The organism is Enterococcus sp. E4-223 (assembly GCF_035727065.1).
GTDB classification, from domain to species: Bacteria; Bacillota; Bacilli; order Lactobacillales; family Enterococcaceae; genus Enterococcus_B; species Enterococcus_B faecium.
Genome location: NZ_JAPMLH010000005.1, coordinates 121,480 through 148,380 on the forward strand (window position 1 = coordinate 121,480; position 26,901 = coordinate 148,380).

Below are 26,901 nucleotides of genomic sequence, written 5' to 3' on the forward strand. Positions count from 1 at the left end.
AGATCTTTATTTTGACAAATCCACTTTTTTACCGATCCAATAAATAATTATCCCACCGACAATCATTGATGCCAATTCTCCTAAAACAATCACCCACCAATTCAAGAAAAAAGGTAGTTGATATAAAATCGTTAGCTGACCAGCTACTGTAAACATGGAAAAAGCAAATACGCATGCTGTCACAGCCATTTTGATTTTCATGTTTTTGATGCGACTAGTGATTTTATAGTTGATAAGCAATACAATCAGCGTGCTGACGCTTCCTACTACAACATCTATCAGTCCAAAAGGAGAAGCAATATTAGCCAAAGCTACTCCCGCTGTTACCGCGACGATGTATCTTTTGTTATACAAGGACAGATAGTTGAACATCTCCGAGAGACGAATCTGAATCACTCCAAAGCTAAAGACAGACAAAACCAGCGTCACTGCCACATATAAACCAGTGACTAGCGCCATCCGAGTCGCATCTGTCGTTGTCCAGCGTTTGGCTGAACGGGTATTATTTTTTTCCATGTTCTATTTCTCCTTTGCAAGATAATTTTATCTTGGTAATGACTGCGACCAAAGGATGGGAAGAAAATTCCAACTGAAGTGCCGCAGAAGGTAGTGAAAAAGCTGCCCTGCAACAAGTAATAAGAATAGTCAAATAAAAATAGCTCCTTATATTTTTCATTTGGCTGGACTTGTTACCGCAGTTGCAAGCTTTTGAACACCGTTTATATCAAAAGGTCGTGAAAAGCCGCTTAGTTTCGAATATTAACGATTATTAAAAAGAATTTTTTGAACTGGCTGTTCGGCATCGAATGTCGGGAACAATCATCGACTTTCTTTTATCATCAACCATTTGGTTCTCTCTTTATTTCTTATCATACAGAAGCTTGAAAAAAACACAAGGTTATTTTAACAACCATCCGCCATCGATTGGGATGATCGTTCCTTGTATGTAGCTTGCTTGAGGAGAGGCAAGAAATAACGTCAGCTCAGCTACTTCTTCCGGCTGTGCCCATCGCTTGACTGGTGTTTCATTTGCGACCCACTCAGCCATCTCGCCTTCTCCTTCGAAATCAGCCGCATTCATTGGTGTTTGGATGGCTCCTGGAGCAATTCCTTTTACTCGGATACCCTGTCCTGCGTAATCCAGAGCGAGTTGTTTGGTAAAACCGACGATTGCATGTTTCGCACTTGTATAAGCGATCCCACCTCCGCCAGCAACCAAACCCGCAATCGAAGCCATGTTGATGATTGTTCCGCTTTTTCGACGGATCATATCAGGAAGGATGATTTTTGTCAGCTGATACATGCTTTTCACATTCGTCTCATAAATAAGATCCCACAGCGATTCGTCAGTTTCCATCAATGGTTTGTAGGCATCCAATATCCCCGCTGTATTCAGTAAAATCGTAACTTCACCAAAACGATCCTGGCATTTCGATACCGCTTGTTGGAGTTCTTTCATTTGTCGAACGTCACCTAGTGCGTAGGCAAAAGTTTCAGGAAATCGCAAAGAGAGTTCTTCCATTTTACCGAACTTTTGATCTAATCCAAATACAAAAGCATCTTGTTCAAGAAACGCTCGGGCTTGCGCAGCACCAATTCCAGAAGCAGCTCCTGTGATAAATACAACCTGTTTAGCTAGATCTGGATACTGGTTTTTCATTCTACGATCGCCCAATCATCTGCTAAAATATCACAGACTGTAGGAGCGAAGCTGGAAAAACCTTCGTCACTTGTTTTGATCAATAAGTAAGGTGTCACTGGACAGCCATCAAATTCATCATCGGATACGAGAACAACATAAAGTTCAAATCCACTCCATCCTTTACGAATAATCTTTGCACCTTTTTTCAATTCTGGTAAAATTTCTTCAAATGTCATCTTTTTTCTCCTTCTTTGTTATTGTTTTAATAGTTTTTTTTGAATCATTTCAAATTTTTGAGATAGTTGGATGTAATCAATTAATTTTAGTTCTTCAGTCACAATAAAATAGTCAAGATCCGCCCATGGTTTGCGGTGGACTTTACTTGTCGAAATCAGAAGATCAACTTCTCTCCCCCGATAATCTGTTGGCAGAAAAATCAGCTGATACTCATTACGGAAAAATGTCCGTAATCCCTCCTCTAACAGTTGCTCTTCAAATAATGGGAAATCTGTCATTAAAAGGATCGTGATCTTTGGAAGCTGTGGAGTAAAGGCTCCTAATGTTTTAAACACAGTCAGATACCGACCCATCAAAAACGCATGATTTTTAAATGCCAGATGATTGGGATGTTTGTGTCTACTTTCAAAAAAATGTACGAGCCATTGTTTCAATTCCTTGTTTTCAATAACTAAATGATTAATAAAATCACTACTATTGCCATCAATCGTTTCTTTCGCATTAGGAAAAAGATAGGCGAAAAAATGACTGCTGAATAAATAGTTTTCTGCCTCGAAGGTTAGATTTTCTGCTGGCAGCCCCTGCTCTTCCTGATAAAGAGAAAGAGCGGCTTTTGCTTCTGAAAGGGCTGTAAAGGGCGGTGTTTTTGCTTGTTGATGAAAATCAAAAATTTTCTTCCGTATCTTAGGATCACTATAATATTCTTCACGAGTCATCAGTACAAGAAATAATGCGCCTAACTCGTCTTCTACTTGAAAATAATTAGGAAATACCGGCTCCATGACTTGGCAAAATCGCTGGAACAACAGATTGTCAGAAATCAGCCGTCTTTTTTTCTCATTCAATACAACATAATGCTTCTGTGATTTTCTTAAAAAAAAGGCACCTAGCATATATTCCAATCGTCTTTTTTTGATCTCGTTCAGACGAACATTAAAAAAAGCCATGATATGTTCTGCCATATTCTTTACGTCCATTTGAGAAATCGTTTCAAATGGCCAGATTTTCCCTCGAAACAACTGCCAGAATGTCATATGCAAGTAAAGTCGAATGATTTCTTCTTCGCCTTGAGCGATATATGTACCTCGTTGCAGCCGAATTCCGTAAGTTTGCAGTTGCTGTTTCCATTCATTGATTTTTCGATGAGCAGTAGATTCACTAATGTAATGCTTTTGCGCAAATTGGTACATTGTATGGAATTCTTCAAAAAAAATGTCGTGCAGCAACTGGAATTTCAGCGTACTTTGCACGAGATAGATCAAAAAACGCTCATGTTCAATTGAATCGAGCGTATCATAAAAGTTATAACCAGAACGGTGATTTTTTGTAAACAAAGGGTGTGTCTTACCGCTAAACTGCTGATAGTTTTTAGACAGCTCGTTCAGGTATTTCGACACGCTGCGGGCATCCAGCTGAACAACTTGCGCTAATTGTGCAGCGGTATGCCAAGCTTGATCCTCAAAACTTTCTAGGAGGAGAATCTTATAATATAGATCTTTATCAAATTGTTTAAGATACTCGGAAGACAAATACACGTCTTTCCCTCCTTTTTTATGCTCGAACGTTTTGGTTATTGTAGCATAAAATAGTGGTTTTCGCATCAAAACAAGCCAGCAAAAGGCTGAAAGAATAACGGCAGCAACAAAACGGTCAATATCCCATTTACGCATATCGCAAGCCCTGAAATGATCCCTTCTACTTCGCCAATCTCGATTGCTTTTGCTGTACCGATAGCATGAGAAGTACTTCCTAACGCCACACCGCGAGCAACTGGACTTTCGATCTTGAATAGGCGGAAAATATGAGTGGCGATCAGCGAACCAAAAATACCTGTAGAGACAACAATAGCAAGTGTCACGGCATTCACCCCGCCCATCGTATGAGATAAATCGACAGAAATAGCCGTCGTTACAGATTTAGGTAGTAATGAGATCACCATCTCTTTATGAAGAGAGAAGAAGTAACCGAACCCTACACTAACCAAGCAATTTGCGACTATTCCTGCTAAAATCGCAGCCATTACAGGATAAAAATTCTCTTTCAGTAAACGGAAGTTTTTATAAAGAGGGATGGCAAGTGCCACTGTCGCAGGAGTAATCAGCATAGTCAAAAAATTGCCCCCGATATTATAGTCTTTATAGCTGATCTCAGAAAAATGCAAAAATAAGATAATAACAACAATCGATAATACGAGAGGATTCAAAACAGGCAGTTTATATTTCCGCAAAAATTTATCAGATAATACATACACTCCTAAAGTCAAACTTAAGCCAAATAGTGGATTCACAAAAAACTCAGTCAATTTGATTTTCCTCCATTTCGTTTACAGATACCCTTCCTGCTTTTTTCTTACGGACATAGCCCAGCAAAGCTTCTACACCTTCTGCCGTTTTTCCCGCTGCAACCATCGTGACGATGGAACACACGACGACTGCTCCCAGTAAAACAGGCCATATCGAAGCAATATCATCAAAATATTCCAATAAACCTACACCAGCAGGAACAAATAAAATAGCTAGATTATTCAATAAAAAATCACCAGTTGCTCCGATTTTTTCAGGATCAACAAGATGCATTTCAAATGCTAAAAATAAAAAAAGAATACCTAAGATACTTCCAGGAATAGGTAAATGAGCAAAAATCCGTATGCCTTCTCCTAATACAGAAAAGAAAATAATAATGAAAAACTCTTGAAAAAATTTCATCAAACAACACTCCTTACGTATAGCTTTCATTTTACTAACAAACCTTTTCTGAAAGTTTCAAAACATGCTGTTTCTAAGATACAATTTTTGAGAAAAAAAACGTTTTTTTTTTGGTATATTTATAGTTAAGCTTGGTGATTTGTGGAGAACTTTTAAAAAGAGTTGGAGTTTTACTGTTGGTCTGGTTTCTTATAAGTAATGGAATTCATTTTTTTATTCACATTTGTTAAGACTGCAGAAATCCTTCCGACACGAAACACTGCACCGATGCTTTTCGTGTTGATGTTTCTTTTTTTTTGCATTTTTATAACTTTTGGAGGTATTTATGGATTACTCACTAATGACCCGTCTTGCGGCGGAAATGATTGGTACAGCATTACTAATCGTTCTAGGTAACGGTGCTGTAGCAAACGTAGATTTAAAAGGTACAAAAGGATATGGCAGTGACTGGATGCTGATTGCTGTCGGGTATGGATTCGGGGTTATGATGCCAGCAATGATTTTTGGTGGAATCAGCGGTAACCACATCAACCCAGCATTTACAATTGCTTTAGCATCTAATGGTCTATTCCCTTGGGCTGAAGTTGTTCCTTATATCATTGCACAATTGATTGGTGCAGCGATTGGACAATTGATCGTAGTAGCTTGTTACAAACCTTACTACGACCAAACAGAAGACGTAAACCATGTGTTAGGTACATTCTCAACAATCAACAGCGTTGGTTCTAAATTCAATGGTTTCGTCAATGAATTCTTTGGTTCATTCGTTTTATTCTTTGGTGCCCTAGGTATTACAAAAGCACCATTCTTCCAAGATAATCTTGGTACAGCTCACTTAGCACTTGGTTTCCTTGTATGGACATTAGTTGCTTCACTTGGTGGTCCTACAGGTCCTGGACTAAACCCAGCCCGCGACTTTGCTCCACGTCTTGTACACGCACTTCTTCCATTGAAACATAAAGGTTCTTCTCAATGGGGATATGCATGGGTACCAGTTGTAGCACCTATCTGTGCTGGTGTCGTAGCAGTATTCTTATATAAATTATTATTTATGGCTTAATCAAAAGCTAAATAAAAAAACTTGGTACAGCGATTGCGTACCAAGTTTTTTTATTTTTAGAAAATGCAGTCGGACTTTCTAAAAGAAGTTCACTATTCGATCCTGTCGATGATTTCTTCAGGAAAATCGTCTATTTGCTTGTCAATTTTGCTGTCTTTGTATTTCTCTTCTTGGATAGTCAACAAAATCTTTGTAAGATTCCCCCAGTCTACTGCTCTTGGCGGATCGAGCCAAACCACTACTTGAGATGCACTTTCTTCATATAGATTATTCCTATTCGTGATTATAACATCCGGGAACTCAGGCTTTCCTGCCTCTATCACTTCCGTGTTCAGATTAATGTACAAGCTTAAATTTTTCTTGATAAATTGATTATAGGCAGCACCATAAGAAAAATCGATGATGATCTTTACTGGTTCAGAAATCAGTTGAATGGGTATGTGATTGATCAATAATAATAAATAACTGAAAAAAAGAAAAAATTTATCTTGAAGCAACTCTTTGCGTTTTGACGTTAGATCATTTATATACTCTATCAAATAGCAATAAAATGCTGGATAGTTTTCTCTAAAAAAAGAAACATCAAGTGGAAATTCATCAGCTTTATTAATAGTGTAATGCAAAAGTTTAAAATGTATTTTGGTTAACTCTCTTCGGATCAATTGGCTCGTCTCTTCTCGCAACAGATTAAACTGATTTTCAAAACTTTCAATGAATCGTTCATTCAACCATTCGATTGTTTCATCTTCATTTTTTCTCAAGTATTTTTGATCCAATTTATCATGAAGATAAAGCCAAGAGAGTGTCTTATTGATAAAAATAACGGATTTTTCTCCTAATACTCCTTTTAAGTGGTAAAATCCTATATCCGAAAAAAATAGCGACTGATTGCTAGCAATATCTAAAGAATCAGCTTGTTCAGCCAACAGGTTGATTGCTAAAAAGTGGAATAATTTCTTTTTTTCATAAGCAGACAGAGGATAATACTGTTTTAAATCTTTTAACATTTTTTCTATTTTTATAATTATAGGTAGCGTATACAATTCCACAAAACTTATCTCTGTTGAGTTAAAAAGATTATATAAAAAAAGCCGAATGTTTTTAGGATTCCCTGTCAACTTTCTCTTTTCAAAAAAAATTTGATATTTTTTTAGATTTCTTTTTAGTCTTTGTAATACTTTATAAGCCACAGAATAACTCACGTGATGCTGTTTAGCAAAATTTTCTACTGAGATATATTTTTCCTGAAAGAAAGCCAATACCATTTTCATAGATAAAGAATCCGTTATATAACGAGATAACAGAGCTTTGCTAGAACATTTTCCATTAATTTCCAGACATATATCCAATTCACTGACGGTTACTCGCAAATTTTTCTCTAGATCGAACTTTTGTAAATCATGTTTCAGCTTATCGATCGTTTTTTTCAAGAGAAATGTCGATAGCGACATCTCTTCTTGAACATTCGATATTGACTCTGATAAATTTGAGCTTGCTTCTAAATATTTAAGTAATGAATAACTTCTGTGATCTTCTTTGCTTAAAAAAAACTCATAATTCATTAGTCATCAGCTCTTTCTACGTATATTACTTTCCATGCATTCACCAACTAGCTGGGGATAAAACTGATTTCCTGGATCCGAGTCACTGTTGTCAGCGATTCTTGTTTGTATAATATACATCGTCCTGTCTTTTTTTAACATTTTGGAGAGCGTTTTATTTGGCCTTTCTCGCGATCAAACCTGTTATAAGAATTATATCATTTACTAGTATGCATTTTTATTAATAAAATGGTATATTTTATATTATTATAAAAAGAGCCCAACCATCCTACAATAATAAAAATTTACTATTTGTTATCTTAACCTTACTTTTCTTTCTCTTCTTTTTTTCTCAAAACAAACAAAAGTATGCATAATAAAATAAACAATAAGAAAAGTGAAGCTACTAAGATATAAATCCAATTATTGTCTTTTTTAATCGTAACATCCGTCGTGTTCAATTCCTTGGCTACTTTTCCGTCTATTGTAAAATCTTTTTCAAATACCCATTGATTGGTATAGTTGATCGTAGTATTTCCTTTTTTTCTCGAAAATTTTCCATTTTCATTTTCATTTCCTAAAACAGTCATTTTAAGGTGATATTCACCTGGGGTTAGCGGTTGACCATTCAAAGCTGTTGGAAAAGAAAAGTTTGTATTCGGCGCAATCTGCAATCCTTCTTTTTCCTCTTGATATAAAACTTCAGAATGTCCTTTTTTTGTAATTTTTGTTTCAATAACTACTTGATTGATATAGGTTTTTTGATCATTTTGAACGTTTGCTAAGATGACATTTCTTGCATTGATTTGATCTGGTTTAACTTCATGAAGAGTAAGGTTCGGAGCAACTTCGTTCAGTGTCTGTTGCATCAACAAAGCAATAATATAGGTGTATTCATTCTCAATCGATAAGCTTTGATCCTTAGTTTCTGTTTGGTCCTTTTCCGTCTGGATTTCTTGGAATGTGATCCCACCAGCCAATACACCATCAAATCGCTCATTCGGCATCCTGACATGAAAAGCAACGGTTTGGTCACTTTTAGGTTTTAGCGTCACTATCTGTGGATAGCTCACATAATCTACCAGATCAAAGATCAGGCTCATGTCTTTTTCAATCTCGTTTTTTCCGTATTCAACCATCACATTTGAATTGGTGGTTGCGCTATTCACAGAAATATCGATTTTCACTTCTTTTTCTGTATCATTTCTCAATTCCGCTTTTACTTCTACTTCCTGATCCGGATCAAGTTGAAGATCGAAGTAAGTTTTTCTCTTGTCGATTTGATTCTCTGAAGTTATCGGCGTCACTGAAAAATTAAATGCACTAGCTGACACTGATATATTGTTAAAAAGTGCCCCTAAAATAACTAGGAGTGTGATAAATAATTGTTGTTTTGGTCTCAAGAAAATCGCTCCTTTAATCATATGTAAGAGAAGACTATAACAAAATCTTGTCTCTGTGGGACACAAGAGCCTATGGTACCTGTGCCCTTCTTGAAACTCAATAATTTTGTTATATTCTTCTCTTCCTGTTAATTTCCTGGGACATCTGCAAGTATCCAAGATAGTTTCCCCTCAAAGGTTCCGATTCTTTGGTTTTCTACAGGAATATCTATTCTGATTCCACGATGAGCTGTAGAATCTAAAAGAGAGGACAAATCGCTTTCACCCTTTTGATCACTTTCGAAAATCGTAACAGCGGATGTCCCTATAACCGTTGTATTTTCAGAGGTAACAAAGGAAAGAGCTTCTGGAAGCTCAAAATCTCCATTTGTAAGAACTTTCTCTTGTTTCAATTGTAATTTCCAACTTCCAAAAGCCCGTTCATCTATAATTTTCAACCCACCTGAAAACTGTCCGAATTCACTTAATGGTCTACTGGATATTTTATGTTTTCCAAAATTGACATATTGAGGAGCAGTTGAGAGATAAAGTTTGCCTTTTCTGTAATAAAAATAGATATCCTCTGTATTTTCGGAGAAGATGCCTTCTGTATTCGCTGAATCCGAGTCAAAGACATACCCTTCAATATCAATAGGAGTTTCTTTATACTTCTCTCCTATTTTCCCAGTGATTGTTTTCATTTCAGCAATATCAATCTGACTGTCTTTATCTTTATAATAAACATGGATATCTATCTCCTTCAGCTTTGCGATCTTTAGGTTTATTTCATTCGATTACTCAATCAAATTCTCGTTTTCAAGGTATTCAAAATGCATAGTGAGTACTTTTTCAGGAATTACTTCCTGCAAAGTTGTCTCCAATTCGATTATTAACGTATCTCCAGCAATAAAATAATCTGTTAGATTTAGCGTGACTCGATTTCCGGTTATCAAGATATCTTTGGCATCAATTTGATTTCCATTGATCAAGATATGCTCGGGAATAGTTAATTCTTGTGGGAGGTCGATACTAGTCTGCATTTTCTTATATTCAAGAAAATCCCCCTCGACCTTCAATGTATTTCTGATAGTTATCTTATCGTTTCCTCCAGCTTCAGCGATGGCACCATAATCACTATCGTTGACTTTTACATCAGCTGTTGATGTGACATTCGATGGAAGTCGCGTGACAGCGACAGCATTTTCTTGAAAAAAAGTACCTGTTGAAGAAGTAAACCCCCAATTTACTTCTGTAGAACCGAACTGCCTAATGAGATCAGGTATAATCCGAGAAGAGCGACCGACACCTTCCAAATCATAAGTAAGACTTCTTTGCTCCGCGTCCCATTTAATTATTAACAAGCGCCATGTGCCATTAGAAAGAAATGTAGGAGCTACCGTCACGCCAGTATGCTCTCCAGAATAATTATTATTATTTGGTTTAGGCGTGACAAAAGCGACATGTCCATGCCCTCTATTATCAGCAGTTATCTCTCGATCCATTCGATCAGAAGAACCACTATTTTTATACGTATCAAACTCAATCGAGAGCGCATTCGCAATGTAAGGTTGGCCAGAACGAGTAGAATATGAGCCAATTCCCATACCTGGCGATCCAATAACTTGACTGGGATTACTAGCCATTCTAGGATCGCCAGTCAATGTAAAGGTCATGCCATCTCCCGCTCTATCTCGTTGATTTCCTAAGTATAAATAAGATTTAAATGTAAAATCCGAGAGTAAACTAATCTTCTTATTTGACCAAATAGCACCTCTTTGAGACCTTTCTGCTGGGTTCAACTGCAGTAACTTCCCATTTTCCAATATGGACGTGCTAGTACCGATAGGTGTTTGAAAAATTTTATCGATAGAAATAATATTGGGATCGTCAGGCAGCTCAACCGCAGAAATTGGTGCATCTTCCAGTCCTTGTTTGTCCGAACCCTCAGCTTCTACGTTGTCAGTGGTCTCTCCACTACTCGAAATACTTAAATCCTCACTGCTTTCTTGTGTCTGGTTGGATTCTATTAAACTGTCGAATGTCGAAGTGAGTTTGCTTTCTTCGTCTCTTCTATTTCCATGCTCCAACTGATTCAATTCCAAAGAGTACCCTATGATCGGAAAGATATTAGTCACTAAGAGACTGCTTAAAATGAGCACGATCCTCCTCTTTTTCAATATATCTTTTCCTCCTGAACGTTAAATTCCTAGATGAACTATTCGTATCCAAACAAATTTAGCCTAGCCTTTGACAATTTTTGCTCGATTACCTCGCAAGACAATATGACTACGTATTTATTTTTAACAGTTCTTTTCAGTAAACTAGTTGTTAGGTGTATCTTCTAATGTCCAAACTAATTTAGTGGAATATTGTTGCGCTAACTTGACAGATTTACCGGGTACCGAAAGCTGTACCGCATCTTGATTTTCATTTTCATTTGCACCAAATCGATAGACCCAAGTCCCCACACCTGTTCCTGATTTAGCATTAATTGCTAACGTATTGTTTCCTCCCGGTGTCAACGTTAATTCAGAATTCACCGTTTGCGGCGTATATGTTGGATCAACCAAAGAAACAGCCTGCCCTTTCGTAAATTTCAGCTGTGCTCCAACTAGTTCATCCCCACTGGCAGTTTTAAACTGTTCTGGTTGAGAGACACTTAATTTCCACCCAGATAAGGTACCTCTCCTATCTGTCACTTGGACATATGTCGGTTTTCTAGACCCATCGTTCATCACATCAGCAGCTGCATAATACGTTTTATCCGCAGTAGAAATTTTTTGAGTCCCAAATTTGAATTTTGATCCATAATCAATCGATAATGCCCCTCCTGTTCCAGGGCTTGGAGGATCTGATGGATCGACAGGTTTATTGGGATCAGGATTCTCTGGATCAACAGGAGGAGTTACACCCTCATCTCCTGCTTCAAATGTAATCGTTCCTTCTGTGTTATATTCCTTTGGGTATACTTCAGTTGCAGAAACAAAAGTCGTACTTGCTACCATGCTGAATAACATCGTTGTTGCTGTTAATACGATTTCTTTTTTCATCATTGACATTCCTCTTTCTTTATTTACTAAACATATCAGTCAATTGGATTAATCCATAGCAAAATTCTGTTTTACGATACTTATGAAATAAAAGAACATAGACCTATATTTAGTCCTATGTATCGATTAGTTATAAATGATTATCAGCCCGATTTGACTTCTAGTTTTTATTGCAACTTGATGCAAACACAATCTAGAAATACAGCTGTCATAGCCTTTAAAATAATTCGTAAGTCCCCCTCCTATCTATCAAAATGTGACTTGACTGCCTAGACTTCAATCAATATTAATTATAATTAAATAAAAAATGTATATTATATTTTTTTTTGTGATTATCGTTCAAAAAAAGAATAAACGCTTGCATTTAGTACTCCGCGAGTTACAAATCATCCGATCAAATAAACATTCGCTGATTATTTTCCACAAAAAAAGCAGCATATCCACGATAAATGGATCTACTGCTCTTACTTATCCTTATGTTTTACAAGGTATTTTCTTTTACACATTACTAATGCTGTCTCAATACGGAACGATTGTCATCGCCTGTTCAAATTCCTCTTGCAAATGTTGTGTTTGATAGGCCTGAAAAGCTGGGTGATGGGCACGCAAGAGGACACGTAATTTCATGGGTTCATAGCTATCTAACAGCTGTTCTTTCAAGACAAAATCTCGGGTCAGCTGCCATTCATAATAATAACCAAAAGGTCTGCAGCTGTAAATCGTGTGACCGATGGATTTATCTTCAAAGCGACGATGCGTATGGCCAAAAACTACTTGTTTGATATTTGAATAACGGTCAAGTAATTCTCCGAATGATTCTGATCCTAAAAATGCATTTAATTTGTTCCAACGCTCATAAGGAGCAGATTGATACATGATAAATGCCCGTTTAGGAACGAAATGAGTGGATAAAATCACCTCAAGTTTTTTTGCTTCCAGCTGGTCTAGCAAATTTTTTGCAGCTGCAAGCATTTCTGCATTGACCTCGAGATCTGTTTTCCCACGCTGGATGAACCGATCATACCAATACAAACGCTTCATTCGTACGATTGCCTCGTAATCTTTCAATTCGGAAAACTGATAGTCGTACCAGCCATTCATCCCTAAAAGAACGGTCTGCTCATTTAAAGCAATATACCGTTCATTTAAAAAATGTGGGTCTGGAAAATGGTCCATCATCTGTTCATTGGGCACATCTGCCAACTCGTGATTGCCGAAATGAAATGTCGTAGATAATCCTTTATTGACGAAAAATTCGACAACAGCTAGGCAACGGTCTACTTTATTAGCCGTATCTCCGGCTAGATGAAGCCGAGTGATCTTGTGCTTTTGCAAAACTTGCCAAAGCTGCATCAGCTCTGATTCGCCGAATTTATTGATGTCCACATGTAGGTCGCTGATGATCGCCAATTTTCCCATTTTATCCCTCTAGTCTTTTCGAACAACTTGCAAGTTGCCTTTTCTCAAGCCGCTTGGTCCTTTTAATTGTAAACTATTATAAGTTGGTTCTAAAGCAAGTGTGGATGGATCATCCATGTAAAGTATTGCACTGTCTTTGATTTTGATTGGTCCAACTGGTGTATCAGCCACTACAGAATAAAGACTTAGATCTGTTTGTGTATCTTTTTTGACAATGATCAATCGAAATGCCGTGTCCAATTGGCAACTGACTTGGCTTTCTGCAAATGGACCGTCACCGTTTTCGATATCTAATAAAAGTTGATCGTCTGATTCTAATTTATTCTTCAATACTTCTTGTGCTTCTTTTGTCACTTCTAATTTCATCTGTATCACCTCATGTCATAGAATAATCACTTTATCCATCAGATGCAACTAATTTGTCTGGTTCTGACTGTTCTCAATTTATTGGAAAGTAAGTCATTCGTTTATTATGATTTCTCTTATCACAAAAGAGACAACTTTCCCTTTTCTTCGTTCAGTTTCTTGAACGGAAAAAGACCCAAAAAGCAACCTGTTATTTGTTTAACCTTATTCCTTTCTTAAATAACAAAAAATACTATAAAAAATAAAAAACCTTTAACAACTATTGGAAAAAGAATTACTTTTTGTTCACGGATTATTAACAACTCTTCGGTAGAGTAAACTTATCAAATAAAAAGACTTCTTTGGAGGAATCACTATGAAGGAATATATAAAAAACATCTATTTTATCGAAGAAACACAAAATATCGAGGGTTCTTATATTGAAGTAAAAACACTATTTGTCAATGAAGATAAAACCAAAGCATTGGATATTTATAAAAAATTAGCTTCAAAAAAAACGAATAGTTTTGGATTGATATTAAGCGAGTATAAAATCAAAGCAGAAGAAAGTTATTTCTATCAATTATTAAAACGGTGGAGTAAGCTTCCCGCCGATTTTTATCGAAAAATGCAGATCATCAACTATCAACCACTTGCTGAGACACATGCCTAAATAGAGGTTGTGAAATCAGTGCTTTGAGCTAATACCGAAGGTCAGCTGATTGAACATTGTTTAGAAGAGATTGTGACAACTGCGATTTGCTTTGAGTAATAAGAACGCTGGACAGAAAATAGCTTCTCATATTTTCTAGTCTAGTGGACTTATTGCCGAGAAGCAGCAGATGGAACATCGTTTAGAAGAGATTGTGACAACTGCGATTTGCTTTGAGTAATAAGAACGCTGGACAGTAAATAGCTTCTCATATTTTCTAGTCTAGTGGACTTATTGCCGAGAAGCAGCAGATGGAACATCGTTTAAAGAAGAGATCGGTACAAAATAAAAATATCTAAATTTAAGTTTTATCTAAGTTTCGCTTTGTACCTTTGATTCAAATCAAAGGAGGCGATCTTGATGCTGAAAAAATGGATCACACTATTTTTTGCCACTCCCCATTCTAGAATCAACCCGTATGATGTAGAGAATGAATTCACGTTGAAAAAAGATTTCCCAAATAAATAAAAACCATCCGTAAAATCATCAATACGATTTTACGGATGGTTTTTGATAACTTCTTTTAGGATAGGCTCTTGCTATTTAAGAATGTAAGAAACATTATTGTTACATAGTATGAGAGTTTAATCCTCTGTTATTTATGCTATTTAAATGCTTGATTCACATCTTCGATCATCAGTTTCATTGATTCTAAACCGCCCCCGCTTAAATACCAGACATCTGGTTCAAGGGAGATGATCTGCTGATTTTTACCAGCATTCGTTTGTGCTACCAGTTCATTGGCAGAAATATCATCTTTGCTGTCGTCTCCACCAATAGCTTTTGTTCGGTCTACCACAAATAAGATATCCGGATTTTTTTCTAGCACATATTCATAAGAAACACTTTGACCGTGAGTGGATGCTTCGATTTGATCATCTGCTTGTTCAAAGCCAAATAAATCATGGATGAAACCGAATCTAGAACCAGATCCGTAGGCTGACAATTGCCCTTCATTCACAAGTGTGACTAGTGCTTTTTTATCAGACGCTTCTGCTTTCTTTTTCGTCTGATCGATTGCACTAGATAATTCCTCTAATTGAGTTTTGGCTTCTTCTTGCTTGCCAAAGATCTCCCCTAAAGTAGTGACATTTTGCTGGAAAGATTCCCATGGCTTTTTCGCATCTAAAGAAAGGAAAATGGTCGGAGCAATTTGACTTAGATCTTTTTGAAAATCTCTTTGCCGGCCAGAAATGATGATCAGGTCTGGCTGAAGCTGATTAATTTTTTCTAAGTCTGGTTCTTTTATTCCACCTGCTGATTCTACTTTTTTATAGGATGAAAGATACTCAGGAAGGCTGCTTGTAGCTGCTCCAACTACCTTATCTCCAACACCAAGAGCATCCATCGTATCTAAAGAACCATTGTCGAATACGACGACTTTTTCAGGATTCTTTGGCACCTCGATTTGATCGCCATTACTGTCTTTTATCGTTAATGCCGTTTCAGCTTGCGTACTGCTTTTCTTTGTATCTGCCTGACTGGTGTTGTCACTATTTCCACATGCTGCTAAACCAAATGATGCTAGAATCAAGATACCTACTACTAATTTTTTCATCTCTTCTCTCCTAATGTTAGTTTTAGAAATAAAGACAGAATCTGCGACCTTCAATCTCACAAATTCGTATGTCCATTTCGTACAATTCGTCCAGTACATCTTTTTTTATCATTTCTTGGGTCGTTCCTTGCGTGAATAACTGCCCATCTTTCATTGCAATAATTTCGTCTGCATAACTTGCAGCAAAGTTGATATCATGAAGAACAATAACAATTGTTTTCCCGATTTCTTGTACTAATTTTTTTAAGATCTGCATGATTTGAACCGCAAAATTCATATCTAGATTGTTCAAAGGTTCATCCAGTAAAATATAATCCGTGTCTTGCGCTAGTACCATTGCAATATACGCACGTTGGAGTTGACCGCCTGAAAGAGTGTCAATCGATTGATCCGCTATTTCTTCTAACCCAAGGTGTTCCAGTGATTCCTGAACGATTTCCTCGTCTTTTGTCGTCAATTTTCCTTTCGTATAAGGAAATCGTCCAAATTCTACTAATTCTTTCACGGTGATTTGGACATTTATTTCATTCGATTGTCGTAGGATCGATAATTTTTTGGCTAATTCATTGGATTTCCAAGCCTTTACTTCGTTATGGTCTAAATAGATTTCACCTGTATCTTTTGGTATCAAACGACTGATCATCGACAACACCGTTGACTTTCCAGCACCATTTGGACCGATAAAAGCAGTCAACTTCTTTTCAGGAATCGTTAACTGTACATCTTTAACCACTGATTTTCCATGGTACAGTTTATTGACCTTTTGTAAATCAATCATAGGATACTCTTCCTTTCGCGAATCAATTTTGTGACAAAATAAATTCCTCCGACAAATTCAACGACGACACTCACTGTTGTATTCCAGCCGAAAATCTGCTCTACTGCGAGCTGCCCTCCTGTCAGAAACAGCATAGCTACCAGAAAGCTTCCGATAAATAGCTGACCATGACGATAAGTAGAAAAGACACGATAACTGATATTTGCGACAATAAACCCTAAAAAAGTAACTGGACCCACAAGAGCCGTTGATGTCCCTGTCAAAAGACTGACACAACATAAAATCAAAAATTCAAAACGATCTGTGTCTATCCCGAGGTTTACTGCTTGTTCATTTCCGAGATGGAAAACGTCTAGCGCATGTCGATATCGAAATAACAGGTACCAGCAGCCGATAATGATCAAAGAAGCAGGCAAAAGATACTGACTCTGGATATTGCCAAAGCTTGCAAATAATCTGCCTTGAAGCAAATCATATTCATTCGGATCCATGATGACTTGTAAAAAGGTACTGACACTACCAAAAAGCGTACCTAAAATCATCCCTGACATCAGTAATAAAAAAAGATTCGCTCTCATTTTTTTCAAAAGAAAGAAAAATAACAACAGACTCAGCCCAACCATCAGCCCAACGTTCAATAAGAAAAAAACTGTACCTGTCTGCTGAAGCATCGTCACTCCTCCGATAAAGAAGAAAAGGACCGTTTGGACAAGGACATATAACGACTCAAGTCCCAATACGGAAGGAGTCAAAAACTGGTTATGCGTAATTGTCTGAAAGCTGATTGTGGCACTGCTGACAGCTAGCGAGACGAGGATAAATGCAAAAATTTTCTTACTCCTCAATGCCCATGCAAAATGCCAGTTTCCATATGTATGGATCGTCAAGTACATTCCTGTAACAAATAAAACAAGAACAAGCATACCAATAAAAATAGATGGCTTTTTTTTAAGCATATCGTCGCCCCCTTATCAGAAGATAAAGGAAGATAGCCCCACCGATGATTCCAACGATCACACTGACTGGTATTTCATAAGGAAAAATCAACACGCGAGCGACAAGATCGCAAAATACTAAGAACAAACTACCTGCTAAAGCAGTTACGCCAATTGTTTTGTGCACTTGATCTCCATATATTCTAGAGACAAGATTCGGAATGATCACTCCGATAAAAGGAATGCTTCCTACCATGATCAACATGACTGCACTAGCCAATGATACTAAGCCAATGCCTAAAAACTGCATCTTCTGGTAATCTATTCCCAAATTTACTGCAAACGATTCGCCCAGACCAATGATCGTAAATCGGTAAGCAAATAGCCAAACCAAGAGCAACAATGGAACAACAGCATACAATAACTCATAATTTCCTCGTATCACAGTCGCAAAATTCCCTTGAAGCCATGAAGTCATATTTTGTACCAACTGGAATTGATAAGCAAAAAAAGTAGCAACTGAACCAATGATATTCCCTAACATGACTCCAATCAACGGAAGCATCAATTGATTTTTCTGGGGGAACAATCGCGTAAGGGATAAAAAAAGCAATGTTCCTGCAAAAGCAAAGCAAAATGCTGTCAAGGATCGGACAATCAAGGATGCACCAGGTAGGAAAATCATAGCCACTAAAATACCTAAACGCGCACTATCCATCGTGCCCGCAGTCGTTGGTGAAACAAATTTATTTTGGGTCAAATGTTGCATGATCAACCCACAAATACTACTGGTCGCTCCCACAAGGATCAAACAAATCGTTCGTGGCAAACGAGTCGCTAGCAAGATTTGTAAGCTTTGCCCATCTAACTGGAGCAGTTCTGACAATTGTACATTCGATACTCCGATGAACAATGAAATACTACTTAAAATAACTAATAATGCTACTAGTCGTCCGTAGCGCATCCAATCCACCTTTCTAATTGAGAATGATTTTCATTCTTATTTTAAGTGAATCGTTGAACAAAAGCAACCGCTTTTTCATATGTTTTAGGTATTATTGGGAATATGCTATAATCGTAAGAAAGACAAAGAGAAGAAGGAGGGTATTTTTTATGGCACAAGATGATGTAAAAAGCCATTTGGATAAGGGACTTTATGGTACACCTTTAGTGAACCCTGAAGAACAGCATAAATATTTAGGGACATTCAGGGAACGCTGCTATCTTAGTATGACTGTTGCTGAAATGATCCAACCAAAAAACAAAGAAAACTTTTTAAAAGAACTCAAAAAACATCCAGATGCTTCCATACTCTTGAATGGGGCTCTACCCCTTTCTGTCCAAAACCAATATATCCAGCTAGCAACGAAAAACAATAGCCGTTTCACTGTAGTCAACGATTACGTCACTGCAAATCCTGAGGAATTCGGATTGCTCTTAACAGCAAAAGAAGCAGTAAATGAACCTGTGATTGATATCGAAAAAAAATACCCAGAAGAAAACTCTTCGCCAGCTGAAAAAGAAAAACCAAAAAAGAAAAAAAGCTTCTGGGATCGTTTATTTTAAAACGAAAAAACACATAAATTTTTACATGCAAAAAAAGCTTTTGATCAGATTGACATCAAATAGGACAATCTGTCAAAAGCTTTTTCTTTTAAAATACTTCAGGATATAACAATTTCAATACATTCATCGTCAATCTTCTGCCTTTTCCTGCAAAAGGATAAACATGCATATGCATCGCTGGATTGAAATTTGCTTCGATGATCCCATATGCTTTTTTATCAGTTGTAGGATCGATTTCTTTATCTGGTATAATCAAATCGATACCACTGATCTTAGCTCCTAGTGCTTCTACCGCAGAAACGGCGATTTTTTTGTAAGCTTCAGAAAATTCATCAGTCATATCGATCGAATCACCACCTGTACTGATATTTGAGTTCTCCCTTAGATAAACAATTTGATTGGCTTGGGGAACTGATTCGATCGTTAACCCTTGTTCTTTCAACATCAATTGTTCTAATTCACCTAATTGGATCAATTCTAAAGGTGCACGATGATTCGTTCCACGCAAAGGGTCACTATTTTTTTCTTCAACTAGTTCTTTCACTGTTCGGATACCGTCACCAATAACATTAGCAGGGACTCGCAACATGATGGCTTGGACTTCTCCGTCGATCACAAAGAAACGATATTCCGTTCCCGGCATAAATTCTTCTACTAAAACCGAACTGTCTTCACGAAAAGCAATGGCTAAACCTGCTTGATAATCTTCCAGACTAGCTCCTTCCTTGAAAATCGTGATACCTAACCCGTAATTGGTTGATTTAGGTTTGATCACAAATGCCTGCTCGGCAAATCTCGGATAAGCTTTTACCGCTTCTTCCATGGATGAAAATTCTGCGCCTCCTGGTACCCGGAACCCAGCTTCTTTTAAGACTTTTTTCGTTACTGTTTTGTTTTCCATGATAAGTGGGACGATATAGCTGTCCTTACTTGTCATGTTTGCATTTTTCACATATTCTACATGGTCTTGGAATTGCAGACGCAAAAATTGATCCGACTCATCTAATACTTTGACTTGGACACCTTTTTGGATGGCATCGAACATAAATATCTGAGTAGAAAGTTCCATTTCGCGAAAACCAGCCAACTGATAGGGACGTTCATGGCTTTCTTTATAATATTGATGTCCCAATGCCACAGCAACTTCTTGCTGACTCGATAGCTGTGCTTCTTGATAGAGTTTCGCTGCTAACGTTTGTTCAGGATGATCCATTTGAGTCAATGCTTCCTCTACTAAATAAAGAGAATCCAACCAATCCAATTCAACCAGCATTTGCTTCATCCCTTCAAGAATTTCTCTACCTTCTTGATGAAATTCTGTTTGATCTGATGGTTGTTCTAGTGCTACTTTGTTATTTCGAGTCGTACCTTCTGCTACCCATTGGTCACAGTCTTCTTTTTCTTCTGTCCATAACATGTACATCAGGAATAATTGTAAGAACCGAACTTGCTCTGGATTGATACCCAATCTTGCATAAGGATTCAAATCGATATTCCGCAATTCAATATAACGAACACCTGTTGTTGCTAAATCTGCGACTTTCTTTCCGCCTCGGAAACGAAGCGGTGTATAAAATTCTTTCTCCTCCGAAAGTTTCCCTTCTTCGATCATTCGCTCGATATCTGCTAAATACTGTTTCATAGAAGCATAGGAAACTTTCACATTTGGATGATTCGTATAGCCCAGCGCACTGTTGCGAATACTGCGAACAGGTTCTTGCGGATGTGATTCATCTAAAAAGTAGTTCTTCTCACTCATTGGTGAAGCACCGAATAAATAAGTGATCATCCAGCGATAGCGCATAAAGTTTCTCGCTGTTTTCAAATAAAGTTCTGTTTTGAATTCGGAAAAATCTTGAAATTCTTCCTGATGGCTGAACAATGTTCTTAGCAACTCATCGCCAAATTCAAAATTGAAATGGATACCGCTTACCATCTGTTTTCGCTTCCCGTATTCTTTTGCTAAATAACGTCGATACAAGACATCTTCGAAATTTTTTAATTTTGCAATAATGATCTCTTCGTCTTTTTCCGGTAAGGCAGGTGGCATACTTAATGGCCAGATCATCTCTTCTTTCGGTATAGAACGAGCAGTCACATCATAAACAGCAGCGAGATACTGAAATAATTCGGGAATAGAATCGGTAACAGGGGTGATCATCTCTGTTTGTGTTTCGCTAAAATCTGTTTGGATATAGGGGTGATAGGATCGATCGCCAAAGATTGCTGGATGATCGGTTTTTGCTAGATTTCCTGCAAGATCAACCCGCTGTCCTTCCCGTTCTATACCAAATCGAGCTTGGTCGATAAAAGGGCGCGCATTGACATGCAATAATAATTGCTTAAAATTCATCATTAAGTGACCTCCAATTCATATGAATCTAATTATAATCAAAAAGTCTAAGAAAAAGAACGAAATTGTTTGAGAACCGCTTACAAATAAGTATAAAAATGAAGGCATCAAAAACACAGCTATGTTAAAAACAATCATTCAAACAAGGAGCTGCAACTTTTGTCACAGCTCCTGCTTTTTAGACATGGGTTATTCTTCTTTTAGTAATCCTTTGAACAATCCAACGACAAAATCATTTGGATCAAACGGCTCCAAGTCATCGATTCCTTCACCAAGACCGACCAATTTCACTGGTAAATGCAATTCATTACGGATAGCAAGTACGATACCGCCCTTTGCTGTACCATCTAATTTTGTCAAAACAAGACCGGTCACATCTGTTGTTTCTTTGAATTGTTTTGCTTGAACCATCGCGTTTTGACCAGTTGTTGCATCTAGTACAAGAAGTGTTTCTTGGGGTGCTTCTGGTAATTCCCGCTGGATTACTCGTTTTATTTTTTCTAATTCGTTCATCAAGTTCACTTTATTTTGCAGTCGGCCTGCAGTATCAACTAGTAAAACATCTGCCTGCTCTGTCTTTGCTCTTTCCAAAGCATCGAATACGACAGCTGCTGGATCGCCGCCTGCATTGCCACGAACAACTTCAACACCAGCGCGTTCGCCCCAGACAACTAACTGGTCGATTGCTCCAGCGCGGAAGGTATCTGCTGCTGCCATCAATACTTTTTTACCTTCGTTTTTGAACTGATGGGCAAGTTTACCAATACTTGTTGTTTTCCCTACACCATTAACACCGACAAACAAAATAACTGTTAGTCCGTCTTCTTGGATATTTAGTTCATTTACTTCATTGATTCCTTCCGCTTCATAGAGATCCACAAGTTTCTCGATGATCGCATTTTGGACTTCTGCCGATTTTTTCGCATTTCTGAGTTTCACTTCTTGACGTAATGCTTCGGTGATTCGTATCGCTGTTTCAAAACCTACATCTGCACCGATAAGTGTTTCTTCTAATTCTTCAAAAAAGTCTTCATCGACTGTTCGAAAATTGGCAAACAACTCATTCATCCGTTCACCAAATGTTTTACGCGTCTTTTCTAAACCCTTGTCGTACTTCTCCTGTACTTCAACTTCTTCTGTTTTCTCTTCGCCAGTAAAAGCACGCTTGATTTTATCAAAAAATCCCATTTGACTCCCCCCTACTCTAATACAAATTTTTGGATCACTTTGGCTACGCCATTTTCTTCATTGCTGGCTGTCACGAAATCTGCTGCTTCTTTGACGAAAGGCACAGCATTCTCCATCGCTACGCCTAGTCCAGCGTATTGGATCATCGGTAAATCATTTTCTTCATCACCGATTGCCATGATTTCTTCTTGTTTCAAACCAAGATCTTTTGCCAATAAAGAAATACCATAAGCTTTTGTAACACCTTTTGGCATAAATTCCAAAAGCATACTTCTCGTTTTGATGATCTCATACATTTCATGGAATTCTACTGGTATTTCTTTGATTTTAGGATCTAATTCTTCTTGGTCATAAGCGATTACTGCCTTATTAAGCACAAATTCATCTGTAATATCGCTTATATCCGCTGGTTGGAATTGCAGCAGCTTATTCAACACATTGTACAAGGATTGCTTCCTTGGGGCACTAGGCAGCTGTAAAACCACATTGTCAGACAAAACATCTAATGGCAGATCCAATTGCTGAGCCAATTTGTATAAGCGTTGGATATCTGATACTTCCATCACTTTCTTTTCCATGATTTCACCAGTATCATTTTTTTGTACCAAACCGCCGTTGAAAGTGATGCTGTAGTCACCTTCATCTACCAGTCCTAATTCTTGCAGATAATGCGCCATCGCAGCTAAGGGGCGTCCTGTACATAGAACGATCTTGACCCCTTGCTGTTTTGCTTGTGCTAATGCTTGTTTATTCTCATCTGAAATCAGCTTTTGTTCATTTAATAATGTACCGTCCAAATCGATTGCTACTAATTTGATCATTTTCGTTCCTACACTTTCGTTTCGTTGATTTTCGCCTCTTCATTGATATCTTCCATCCGTACAGAAACGATTTTTGATACACCGGATTCCTGCATCGTCACTCCGTACAGTACATCTGCTGCGACCATCGTTCCTTTGCGGTGTGTGACTACGATAAATTGTGTGTCATCTTGGAAATCGCTCAAGTAACGACCAAAACGTTTCACGTTGGCTTCATCTAACGCTGCTTCTACCTCATCTAAGATACAAAACGGAACAGGACAGACACGGATAATGGAAAAGAGCAACGCGATGGCTGTAAGTGCTCGTTCTCCTCCAGAAAGCAAACTTAAACTTTGCAGTTTTTTGCCAGGAGGTTGTACTTCAATCTCAATACCTGTTTTCAGCAAATCAGTTGGTTCTGTCAGTACTAATTCAGCTTTACCGCCGCCAAACATATTTGGAAAGACAATTTTGAATTCTTGACGGATAGCTTCAAATACTTCTTTGAATCTTGTCCGCACTTCATCATCCATCTCATCCATCGTTTCAAACAATTGGTTTTTCGCTGCTAACAGATCATCTCGCTGTGTCGCTAAGAATGTATGTCTTTCACTGACTTGTTCGTATTGTTCGATTGAATTTAAGTTTACTGGTCCCAGTTTTTCAATCTGTTCTTTTAAGGAGGCAACCTTTGTTCTACTGTCTTCGATATCGGTTGTTTCTTGATAGTCTTGGGAAGCTTTCTCAAATGTCAGCTGATATTCTGACTGCAGATAGGTCAAATGATTATCTAAAATCATTTCAGCTCGGTCTTTTTGGACTTCTAATTTGGATTGTTCCGACAGTCGTGCTTTTTGCTCACGATTACGCTCTGCCAAGACTGCTTCAAGTTTATCGATCTCCTTTTGCCTTCTATCTCGCTGCTCTTTGGCTTTTGCCAACTCGGCTTTTAATGTTTCTCGCTGAGCAGATAATTCGTTAATTTGTTTTTCCAAACTTTCTTCTGTGACTTCATGATCAGAAAAGTCTGCTGTCAATGTCGCCAACTGCTTTTCTATCGCTTCTTGACGTTCGGTTGCCTCTGCTTTTTGGACTCGGGCACCGCGGAGCTGGATCTGCAGATGATTAAACTGCTCTTTCAAGACAGCAAGATCTGCTTGTTCTTGTGCTTTTTGACTTTGTACTTGTGCTCTTCTGGCTTCCATCTGGTCGCTTTCTTGACTTAACGATTTGATTTCTTCGTCGATTTTTTGTCGTTGCGATTCAAGATCTGTTTGTTTGTCTTTCAATTCGTTCGTTTGCTTTTCGTAATCTTCGATAAACTGCTGCAGTTCACGTGTCTCAAAAGTTGAGATTTGCTTTTCTTTTTCAAAACGTTCAAGTTCATTTATGATGTTTTGTAGCTGATTTGTCGCTTCTTGTTCTTCAAAACGTAATTGTTCGCCTCGTGTACGCAAAACTTCTTGTTCTTCGGCTAAACGAGCTGTTTCTTGTTGCAGCTCCTGAACTTTTTTTTCTTGTGCTTGGAGTTGTTTATCTGCTTCTTCAAATTCACTAGTCAACTGTTTCAATTCTTGATTTTGTACAAACAAACTGCCTTGGTTTCCTCGTTTATTCGCTCCACCTGTCATGGATCCTCCGGCATTCATCACATCACCTTCTAAGGAAACCACTCGATATTGATAGCGGATCGTTTGCGCGATTGCATTGGCACTAGTTAAGTCTTTGGCTAAAAGGATCGTTCCTAGCAGGTTTTGAACCACAGTTTGGATTTGATCGGGATAACTGACTTGTTCACTGGCAATCCCTATAAACCCTTCTACAGCTGCTGCTTGTGTCAATATATGAGCCGGTAATTGTCTTGGTTTGATTGTCGTCAGTGGAAGGAATGTTGCTCTTCCTCCTCTTTGCTGTTTCAAATACGTGATGGCTTGCCGAGCATCTTTTTCATTTTCAACGATGACATGCTGGGCTGCCCCACCTAAAGCTGTTTCGATAGCTAACGTGAAATCTGCAGGAACATCGATCAGTTCAGCCACTGCTCCGACAATACCCGAAAGCTGCTGTTTATGCTGCAAGACCAATCGAACCCCTTGGTAAAAACCAAAATAGTTTTCTTGGATTTCTTGAAGGCTTTTCTGACGAGCACGCAGCTGCTGGACTTGATTCATCAATTGATACATTTTAGGCTGTTCTTTTGCTAATGCTTCTTGGAACTTTTTCCCGTTTTGTTGGATCATTTCTAACTTCTCTTTTGTTTCAGTTAAAGATGATTTTAGCTGCGCCTGCTTTTGTGTCAATTCTTCTTTTTGTAAGATCAATCGATCTACTGATGCTTCTACTTCCGATTGCTTGGCTAACGTCTGCTTGCTTTTTGCTGTTTCTTGTATATATTGACGTTCTAGATACTTCAGTTCGTTTCCTACAGCTGCTTGTTCTTGCATCAAATCAACATATTGATCTCTTAATTCTGCCAATAATTCTTTCGTTGATTTTTGGTATTTTTCTAATTCTTGCTGTGTTTTTATGAGATTTGCTTCAGCTTTTTGGATCTCTGTTTCTTTTTCTGCTGCTTCTTTCATCAAGCTTTCTTGAAGCTTTTCAAAATGTTTAACCTTTTTTTGTGCTTCTGCTAATGAAGTTTGATATTCTTGCGAGCTTTTTTGTGTATGCTTTGTCCGCTCCTGCAAAACATCTTTTTGTCCTTCTGTCTGCTTCAGTTTTTCCGAAAGATCTAATAACACTTGCTGATTTTTTTCGATCAGACGGTCGGCTTGCGCATTTTCTTTACGCTGTTTCGCCAAAATGGATTCTTGTTCTTGGATCGACTCAGATAGTTTGCCTAATTCTAGATTGAATTTCGCAAGCTGTGCTTGTTTGTTGTCCCAATCTTTTTTTGCTGTCTTGATTTCGGCAACCATCAAAGAGACATCGGTTTGAGTCAGTGTTTCTTTTAGCCGTAAAAACTCCTTTGCTGCCTCACTCTGGGCGGCCAAAGGAGTTAACTGTTCTTCCAATTCGTGGATGATGTCTTGGACGCGGCTGAGGTTGTCTTCTGTTTCAAAAAGCTTCTGTTCTGCTTTCTTTTTCCGCTGCTTGTATTTCAAGACACCAGCTGCTTCTTCAAAGATCCCACGACGGTCTTCCGGTTTACTACTGAAAATCGCTTCTACTTTTCCTTGAGAAATGATTGAGAACGATTCTTTTCCTAATCCAGAATCTAAGAACAATTCTTGGATATCTTTTAATCTGCAGCTTTGTTTATTGATGAAAAACTCGCTTTCCCCAGTCCGTCGATAACGGCGGGTTACACTGATCTCATTGTACTCCAATGGCAGATAATGATCACTATTGTCTAAAATCACTGTGACTTCTGCAATATTCAGCTGCTTACGGGTATCGGAACCGGCAAAGATGATATCCGGCATTTTTCCGCCTCGCAGACTTTTAGCAGATTGTTCTCCTAATACCCAGCGGATAGCCTCTGTAATATTGCTTTTTCCGCTGCCATTTGGTCCAACCACTGCTGTGACGCTGTTTTCAAAATCAATGACTGTCTTGTCTGCAAATGATTTAAAACCGGCTATTTCAATTCGTTTCAAATACAAAGCTTTCCCTCACTTACTT

General features: G+C 37.9%; 22 protein-coding genes and 1 pseudogene. 3 read left to right on the plus strand and 20 right to left on the minus strand.

What is annotated here, in order from left to right; translation table 11 throughout:
* Positions 1–6: 6 nt before the first annotated feature.
* The 6 genes from OS139_RS08385 to OS139_RS08410 all read right to left on the minus strand — a co-directional run bounded on the left by OS139_RS08385 (position 7) and on the right by OS139_RS08410 (position 4,584).
* Positions 7–516, minus strand: a complete 510-nt coding sequence (locus OS139_RS08385) for a QueT transporter family protein (RefSeq protein WP_002332007.1) — start codon at positions 514–516, stop codon at positions 7–9.
* 382 nt (positions 517–898) lie between these two features.
* On the minus strand, positions 899–1,660 hold the full coding sequence (locus OS139_RS08390) for a 3-oxoacyl-ACP reductase (RefSeq protein WP_002307347.1): 762 nt from the start codon (positions 1,658–1,660) through the stop codon (positions 899–901).
* Positions 1,657–1,878 (minus strand): DUF2829 domain-containing protein, encoded by a 222-nt coding sequence (locus OS139_RS08395; protein WP_002290506.1) that lies wholly within the window; start codon positions 1,876–1,878, stop codon positions 1,657–1,659. The genes OS139_RS08390 and OS139_RS08395 overlap by 4 nt, the downstream gene beginning before the upstream one ends.
* A gap of 18 nt (positions 1,879–1,896) precedes the next feature.
* Positions 1,897–3,480, minus strand: coding sequence for a helix-turn-helix domain-containing protein (locus OS139_RS08400; protein WP_002332009.1), 1,584 nt, complete (start codon positions 3,478–3,480; stop codon positions 1,897–1,899).
* On the minus strand, positions 3,480–4,181 hold the full coding sequence (locus OS139_RS08405; RefSeq protein ID WP_325066875.1) for an LrgB family protein: 702 nt from the start codon (positions 4,179–4,181) through the stop codon (positions 3,480–3,482). Before OS139_RS08405 ends, OS139_RS08400 begins: the two co-directional genes overlap by 1 nt.
* Positions 4,174–4,584: a CidA/LrgA family protein gene (locus OS139_RS08410; RefSeq protein ID WP_002294274.1), complete on the minus strand. Its 411-nt coding sequence runs from the start codon at positions 4,582–4,584 to the stop codon at positions 4,174–4,176. Before OS139_RS08410 ends, OS139_RS08405 begins: the two co-directional genes overlap by 8 nt.
* 325 nt (positions 4,585–4,909) lie before the next feature.
* Between OS139_RS08410 and OS139_RS08415 the strand changes: the two genes are divergently transcribed.
* Positions 4,910–5,644, plus strand: a complete 735-nt coding sequence (locus OS139_RS08415; protein WP_002290500.1) for an MIP/aquaporin family protein — start codon at positions 4,910–4,912, stop codon at positions 5,642–5,644.
* 92 nt (positions 5,645–5,736) lie between these two features.
* Here the strand turns inward: OS139_RS08415 and OS139_RS08420 are convergent, their stop codons facing one another.
* From OS139_RS08420 to OS139_RS08445, 6 genes and pseudogenes are all read right to left on the minus strand, one after another.
* A complete protein-coding gene (locus OS139_RS08420) occupies positions 5,737–7,206 on the minus strand; it encodes a helix-turn-helix domain-containing protein (RefSeq protein WP_325066876.1) in 1,470 nt (489 codons plus the stop codon).
* Positions 7,207–7,511: 305 nt separating this feature from the next.
* On the minus strand, positions 7,512–8,609 hold the full coding sequence (locus tag OS139_RS08425; protein WP_016628152.1) for a DUF916 and DUF3324 domain-containing protein: 1,098 nt from the start codon (positions 8,607–8,609) through the stop codon (positions 7,512–7,514).
* Between the two features lie 107 nt (positions 8,610–8,716).
* Positions 8,717–10,744, minus strand: a pseudogene (locus OS139_RS08430) (lectin-like domain-containing protein).
* Between the two features lie 144 nt (positions 10,745–10,888).
* A complete protein-coding gene (locus tag OS139_RS08435; RefSeq protein WP_002325942.1) occupies positions 10,889–11,617 on the minus strand; it encodes a WxL domain-containing protein in 729 nt (242 codons plus the stop codon).
* A gap of 519 nt (positions 11,618–12,136) precedes the next feature.
* Complete coding sequence (locus OS139_RS08440; RefSeq protein ID WP_002294282.1) at positions 12,137–13,036, minus strand: metallophosphoesterase; 900 nt, start codon at positions 13,034–13,036, stop codon at positions 12,137–12,139.
* A 9-nt stretch (positions 13,037–13,045) separates the two neighbouring features.
* Entirely contained in the window at positions 13,046–13,402 is a 357-nt protein-coding gene (locus OS139_RS08445; RefSeq protein ID WP_002307335.1) for an iron-sulfur cluster biosynthesis family protein, read from the minus strand.
* 355 nt (positions 13,403–13,757) lie between these two features.
* Between OS139_RS08445 and OS139_RS08450 the strand changes: the two genes are divergently transcribed.
* Positions 13,758–14,054 carry a phenylalanyl-tRNA synthetase subunit alpha gene (locus OS139_RS08450; RefSeq protein WP_002287909.1) on the plus strand — a complete coding sequence of 99 codons (297 nt, stop codon included), beginning with the start codon at positions 13,758–13,760 and terminating at the stop codon, positions 14,052–14,054.
* 643 nt (positions 14,055–14,697) lie between these two features.
* On the opposite strand, the gene OS139_RS08455 is transcribed toward OS139_RS08450, so the two are convergent.
* The 4 genes from OS139_RS08455 to OS139_RS08470 are packed head-to-tail and all read right to left on the minus strand — an operon-like array spanning position 14,698 to position 18,328.
* A complete protein-coding gene (locus OS139_RS08455) occupies positions 14,698–15,651 on the minus strand; it encodes a siderophore ABC transporter substrate-binding protein (RefSeq protein WP_002332013.1) in 954 nt (317 codons plus the stop codon).
* Between the two features lie 22 nt (positions 15,652–15,673).
* Positions 15,674–16,429: an iron ABC transporter ATP-binding protein gene (locus OS139_RS08460; protein WP_002301162.1), complete on the minus strand. Its 756-nt coding sequence runs from the start codon at positions 16,427–16,429 to the stop codon at positions 15,674–15,676.
* On the minus strand, positions 16,426–17,385 hold the full coding sequence (locus OS139_RS08465; RefSeq protein WP_002332014.1) for an iron chelate uptake ABC transporter family permease subunit: 960 nt from the start codon (positions 17,383–17,385) through the stop codon (positions 16,426–16,428). The genes OS139_RS08460 and OS139_RS08465 overlap by 4 nt, the downstream gene beginning before the upstream one ends.
* Positions 17,378–18,328 (minus strand): ABC transporter permease, encoded by a 951-nt coding sequence (locus OS139_RS08470; protein WP_002297787.1) that lies wholly within the window; start codon positions 18,326–18,328, stop codon positions 17,378–17,380. Before OS139_RS08470 ends, OS139_RS08465 begins: the two co-directional genes overlap by 8 nt.
* Before the next feature lie 149 nt (positions 18,329–18,477).
* Here OS139_RS08470 and OS139_RS08475 point away from each other — a divergent pair, with 149 nt between their 5' ends.
* Positions 18,478–18,930 (plus strand): YueI family protein, encoded by a 453-nt coding sequence (locus OS139_RS08475; protein ID WP_002287902.1) that lies wholly within the window; start codon positions 18,478–18,480, stop codon positions 18,928–18,930.
* An 88-nt stretch (positions 18,931–19,018) separates the two neighbouring features.
* On the opposite strand, the gene gshAB is transcribed toward OS139_RS08475, so the two are convergent.
* From gshAB to smc, 4 genes are all read right to left on the minus strand, one after another.
* On the minus strand, positions 19,019–21,286 hold the full coding sequence (gene gshAB, locus OS139_RS08480; protein WP_002307330.1) for a bifunctional glutamate--cysteine ligase GshA/glutathione synthetase GshB: 2,268 nt from the start codon (positions 21,284–21,286) through the stop codon (positions 19,019–19,021).
* 186 nt (positions 21,287–21,472) lie between these two features.
* Positions 21,473–22,471, minus strand: coding sequence for a signal recognition particle-docking protein FtsY (gene ftsY / locus OS139_RS08485; RefSeq protein ID WP_002287900.1), 999 nt, complete (start codon positions 22,469–22,471; stop codon positions 21,473–21,475).
* A gap of 11 nt (positions 22,472–22,482) precedes the next feature.
* The gene (locus OS139_RS08490) at positions 22,483–23,292 is read right to left on the minus strand and encodes a Cof-type HAD-IIB family hydrolase (protein WP_002332016.1); all 810 of its coding nucleotides are present in this window, start codon (positions 23,290–23,292) and stop codon (positions 22,483–22,485) included.
* An 8-nt stretch (positions 23,293–23,300) separates the two neighbouring features.
* A complete protein-coding gene (gene smc / locus OS139_RS08495) occupies positions 23,301–26,882 on the minus strand; it encodes a chromosome segregation protein SMC (RefSeq protein ID WP_002332017.1) in 3,582 nt (1,193 codons plus the stop codon).
* Positions 26,883–26,901 lie beyond the last annotated feature (19 nt).

Coding starts and splice junctions, on each gene's coding strand:
- OS139_RS08440 (WP_002294282.1), bottom strand. CDS start 13,036: ATGGGAAAATTGGCGATCATCAGCGACCTACATGTGGACATCAATAAA.
- OS139_RS08470 (WP_002297787.1), bottom strand. CDS start 18,328: ATGCGCTACGGACGACTAGTAGCATTATTAGTTATTTTAAGTAGTATT.
- OS139_RS08425 (WP_016628152.1), bottom strand. CDS start 8,609: ATGATTAAAGGAGCGATTTTCTTGAGACCAAAACAACAATTATTTATC.
- OS139_RS08395 (WP_002290506.1), bottom strand. CDS start 1,878: ATGACATTTGAAGAAATTTTACCAGAATTGAAAAAAGGTGCAAAGATT.
- OS139_RS08400 (WP_002332009.1), bottom strand. CDS start 3,480: ATGCGAAAACCACTATTTTATGCTACAATAACCAAAACGTTCGAGCAT.
- OS139_RS08450 (WP_002287909.1), top strand. CDS start 13,758: ATGAAGGAATATATAAAAAACATCTATTTTATCGAAGAAACACAAAAT.
- OS139_RS08435 (WP_002325942.1), bottom strand. CDS start 11,617: ATGAAAAAAGAAATCGTATTAACAGCAACAACGATGTTATTCAGCATG.
- OS139_RS08490 (WP_002332016.1), bottom strand. CDS start 23,292: ATGATCAAATTAGTAGCAATCGATTTGGACGGTACATTATTAAATGAA.
- OS139_RS08465 (WP_002332014.1), bottom strand. CDS start 17,385: ATGCTTAAAAAAAAGCCATCTATTTTTATTGGTATGCTTGTTCTTGTT.
- OS139_RS08460 (WP_002301162.1), bottom strand. CDS start 16,429: ATGATTGATTTACAAAAGGTCAATAAACTGTACCATGGAAAATCAGTG.
- OS139_RS08455 (WP_002332013.1), bottom strand. CDS start 15,651: ATGAAAAAATTAGTAGTAGGTATCTTGATTCTAGCATCATTTGGTTTA.
- OS139_RS08420 (WP_325066876.1), bottom strand. CDS start 7,206: ATGAATTATGAGTTTTTTTTAAGCAAAGAAGATCACAGAAGTTATTCA.
- OS139_RS08475 (WP_002287902.1), top strand. CDS start 18,478: ATGGCACAAGATGATGTAAAAAGCCATTTGGATAAGGGACTTTATGGT.
- OS139_RS08410 (WP_002294274.1), bottom strand. CDS start 4,584: ATGAAATTTTTTCAAGAGTTTTTCATTATTATTTTCTTTTCTGTATTA.
- gshAB (WP_002307330.1), bottom strand. CDS start 21,286: ATGATGAATTTTAAGCAATTATTATTGCATGTCAATGCGCGCCCTTTT.
- OS139_RS08385 (WP_002332007.1), bottom strand. CDS start 516: ATGGAAAAAAATAATACCCGTTCAGCCAAACGCTGGACAACGACAGAT.
- ftsY (WP_002287900.1), bottom strand. CDS start 22,471: ATGGGATTTTTTGATAAAATCAAGCGTGCTTTTACTGGCGAAGAGAAA.
- OS139_RS08415 (WP_002290500.1), top strand. CDS start 4,910: ATGGATTACTCACTAATGACCCGTCTTGCGGCGGAAATGATTGGTACA.
- OS139_RS08445 (WP_002307335.1), bottom strand. CDS start 13,402: ATGAAATTAGAAGTGACAAAAGAAGCACAAGAAGTATTGAAGAATAAA.
- OS139_RS08390 (WP_002307347.1), bottom strand. CDS start 1,660: ATGAAAAACCAGTATCCAGATCTAGCTAAACAGGTTGTATTTATCACA.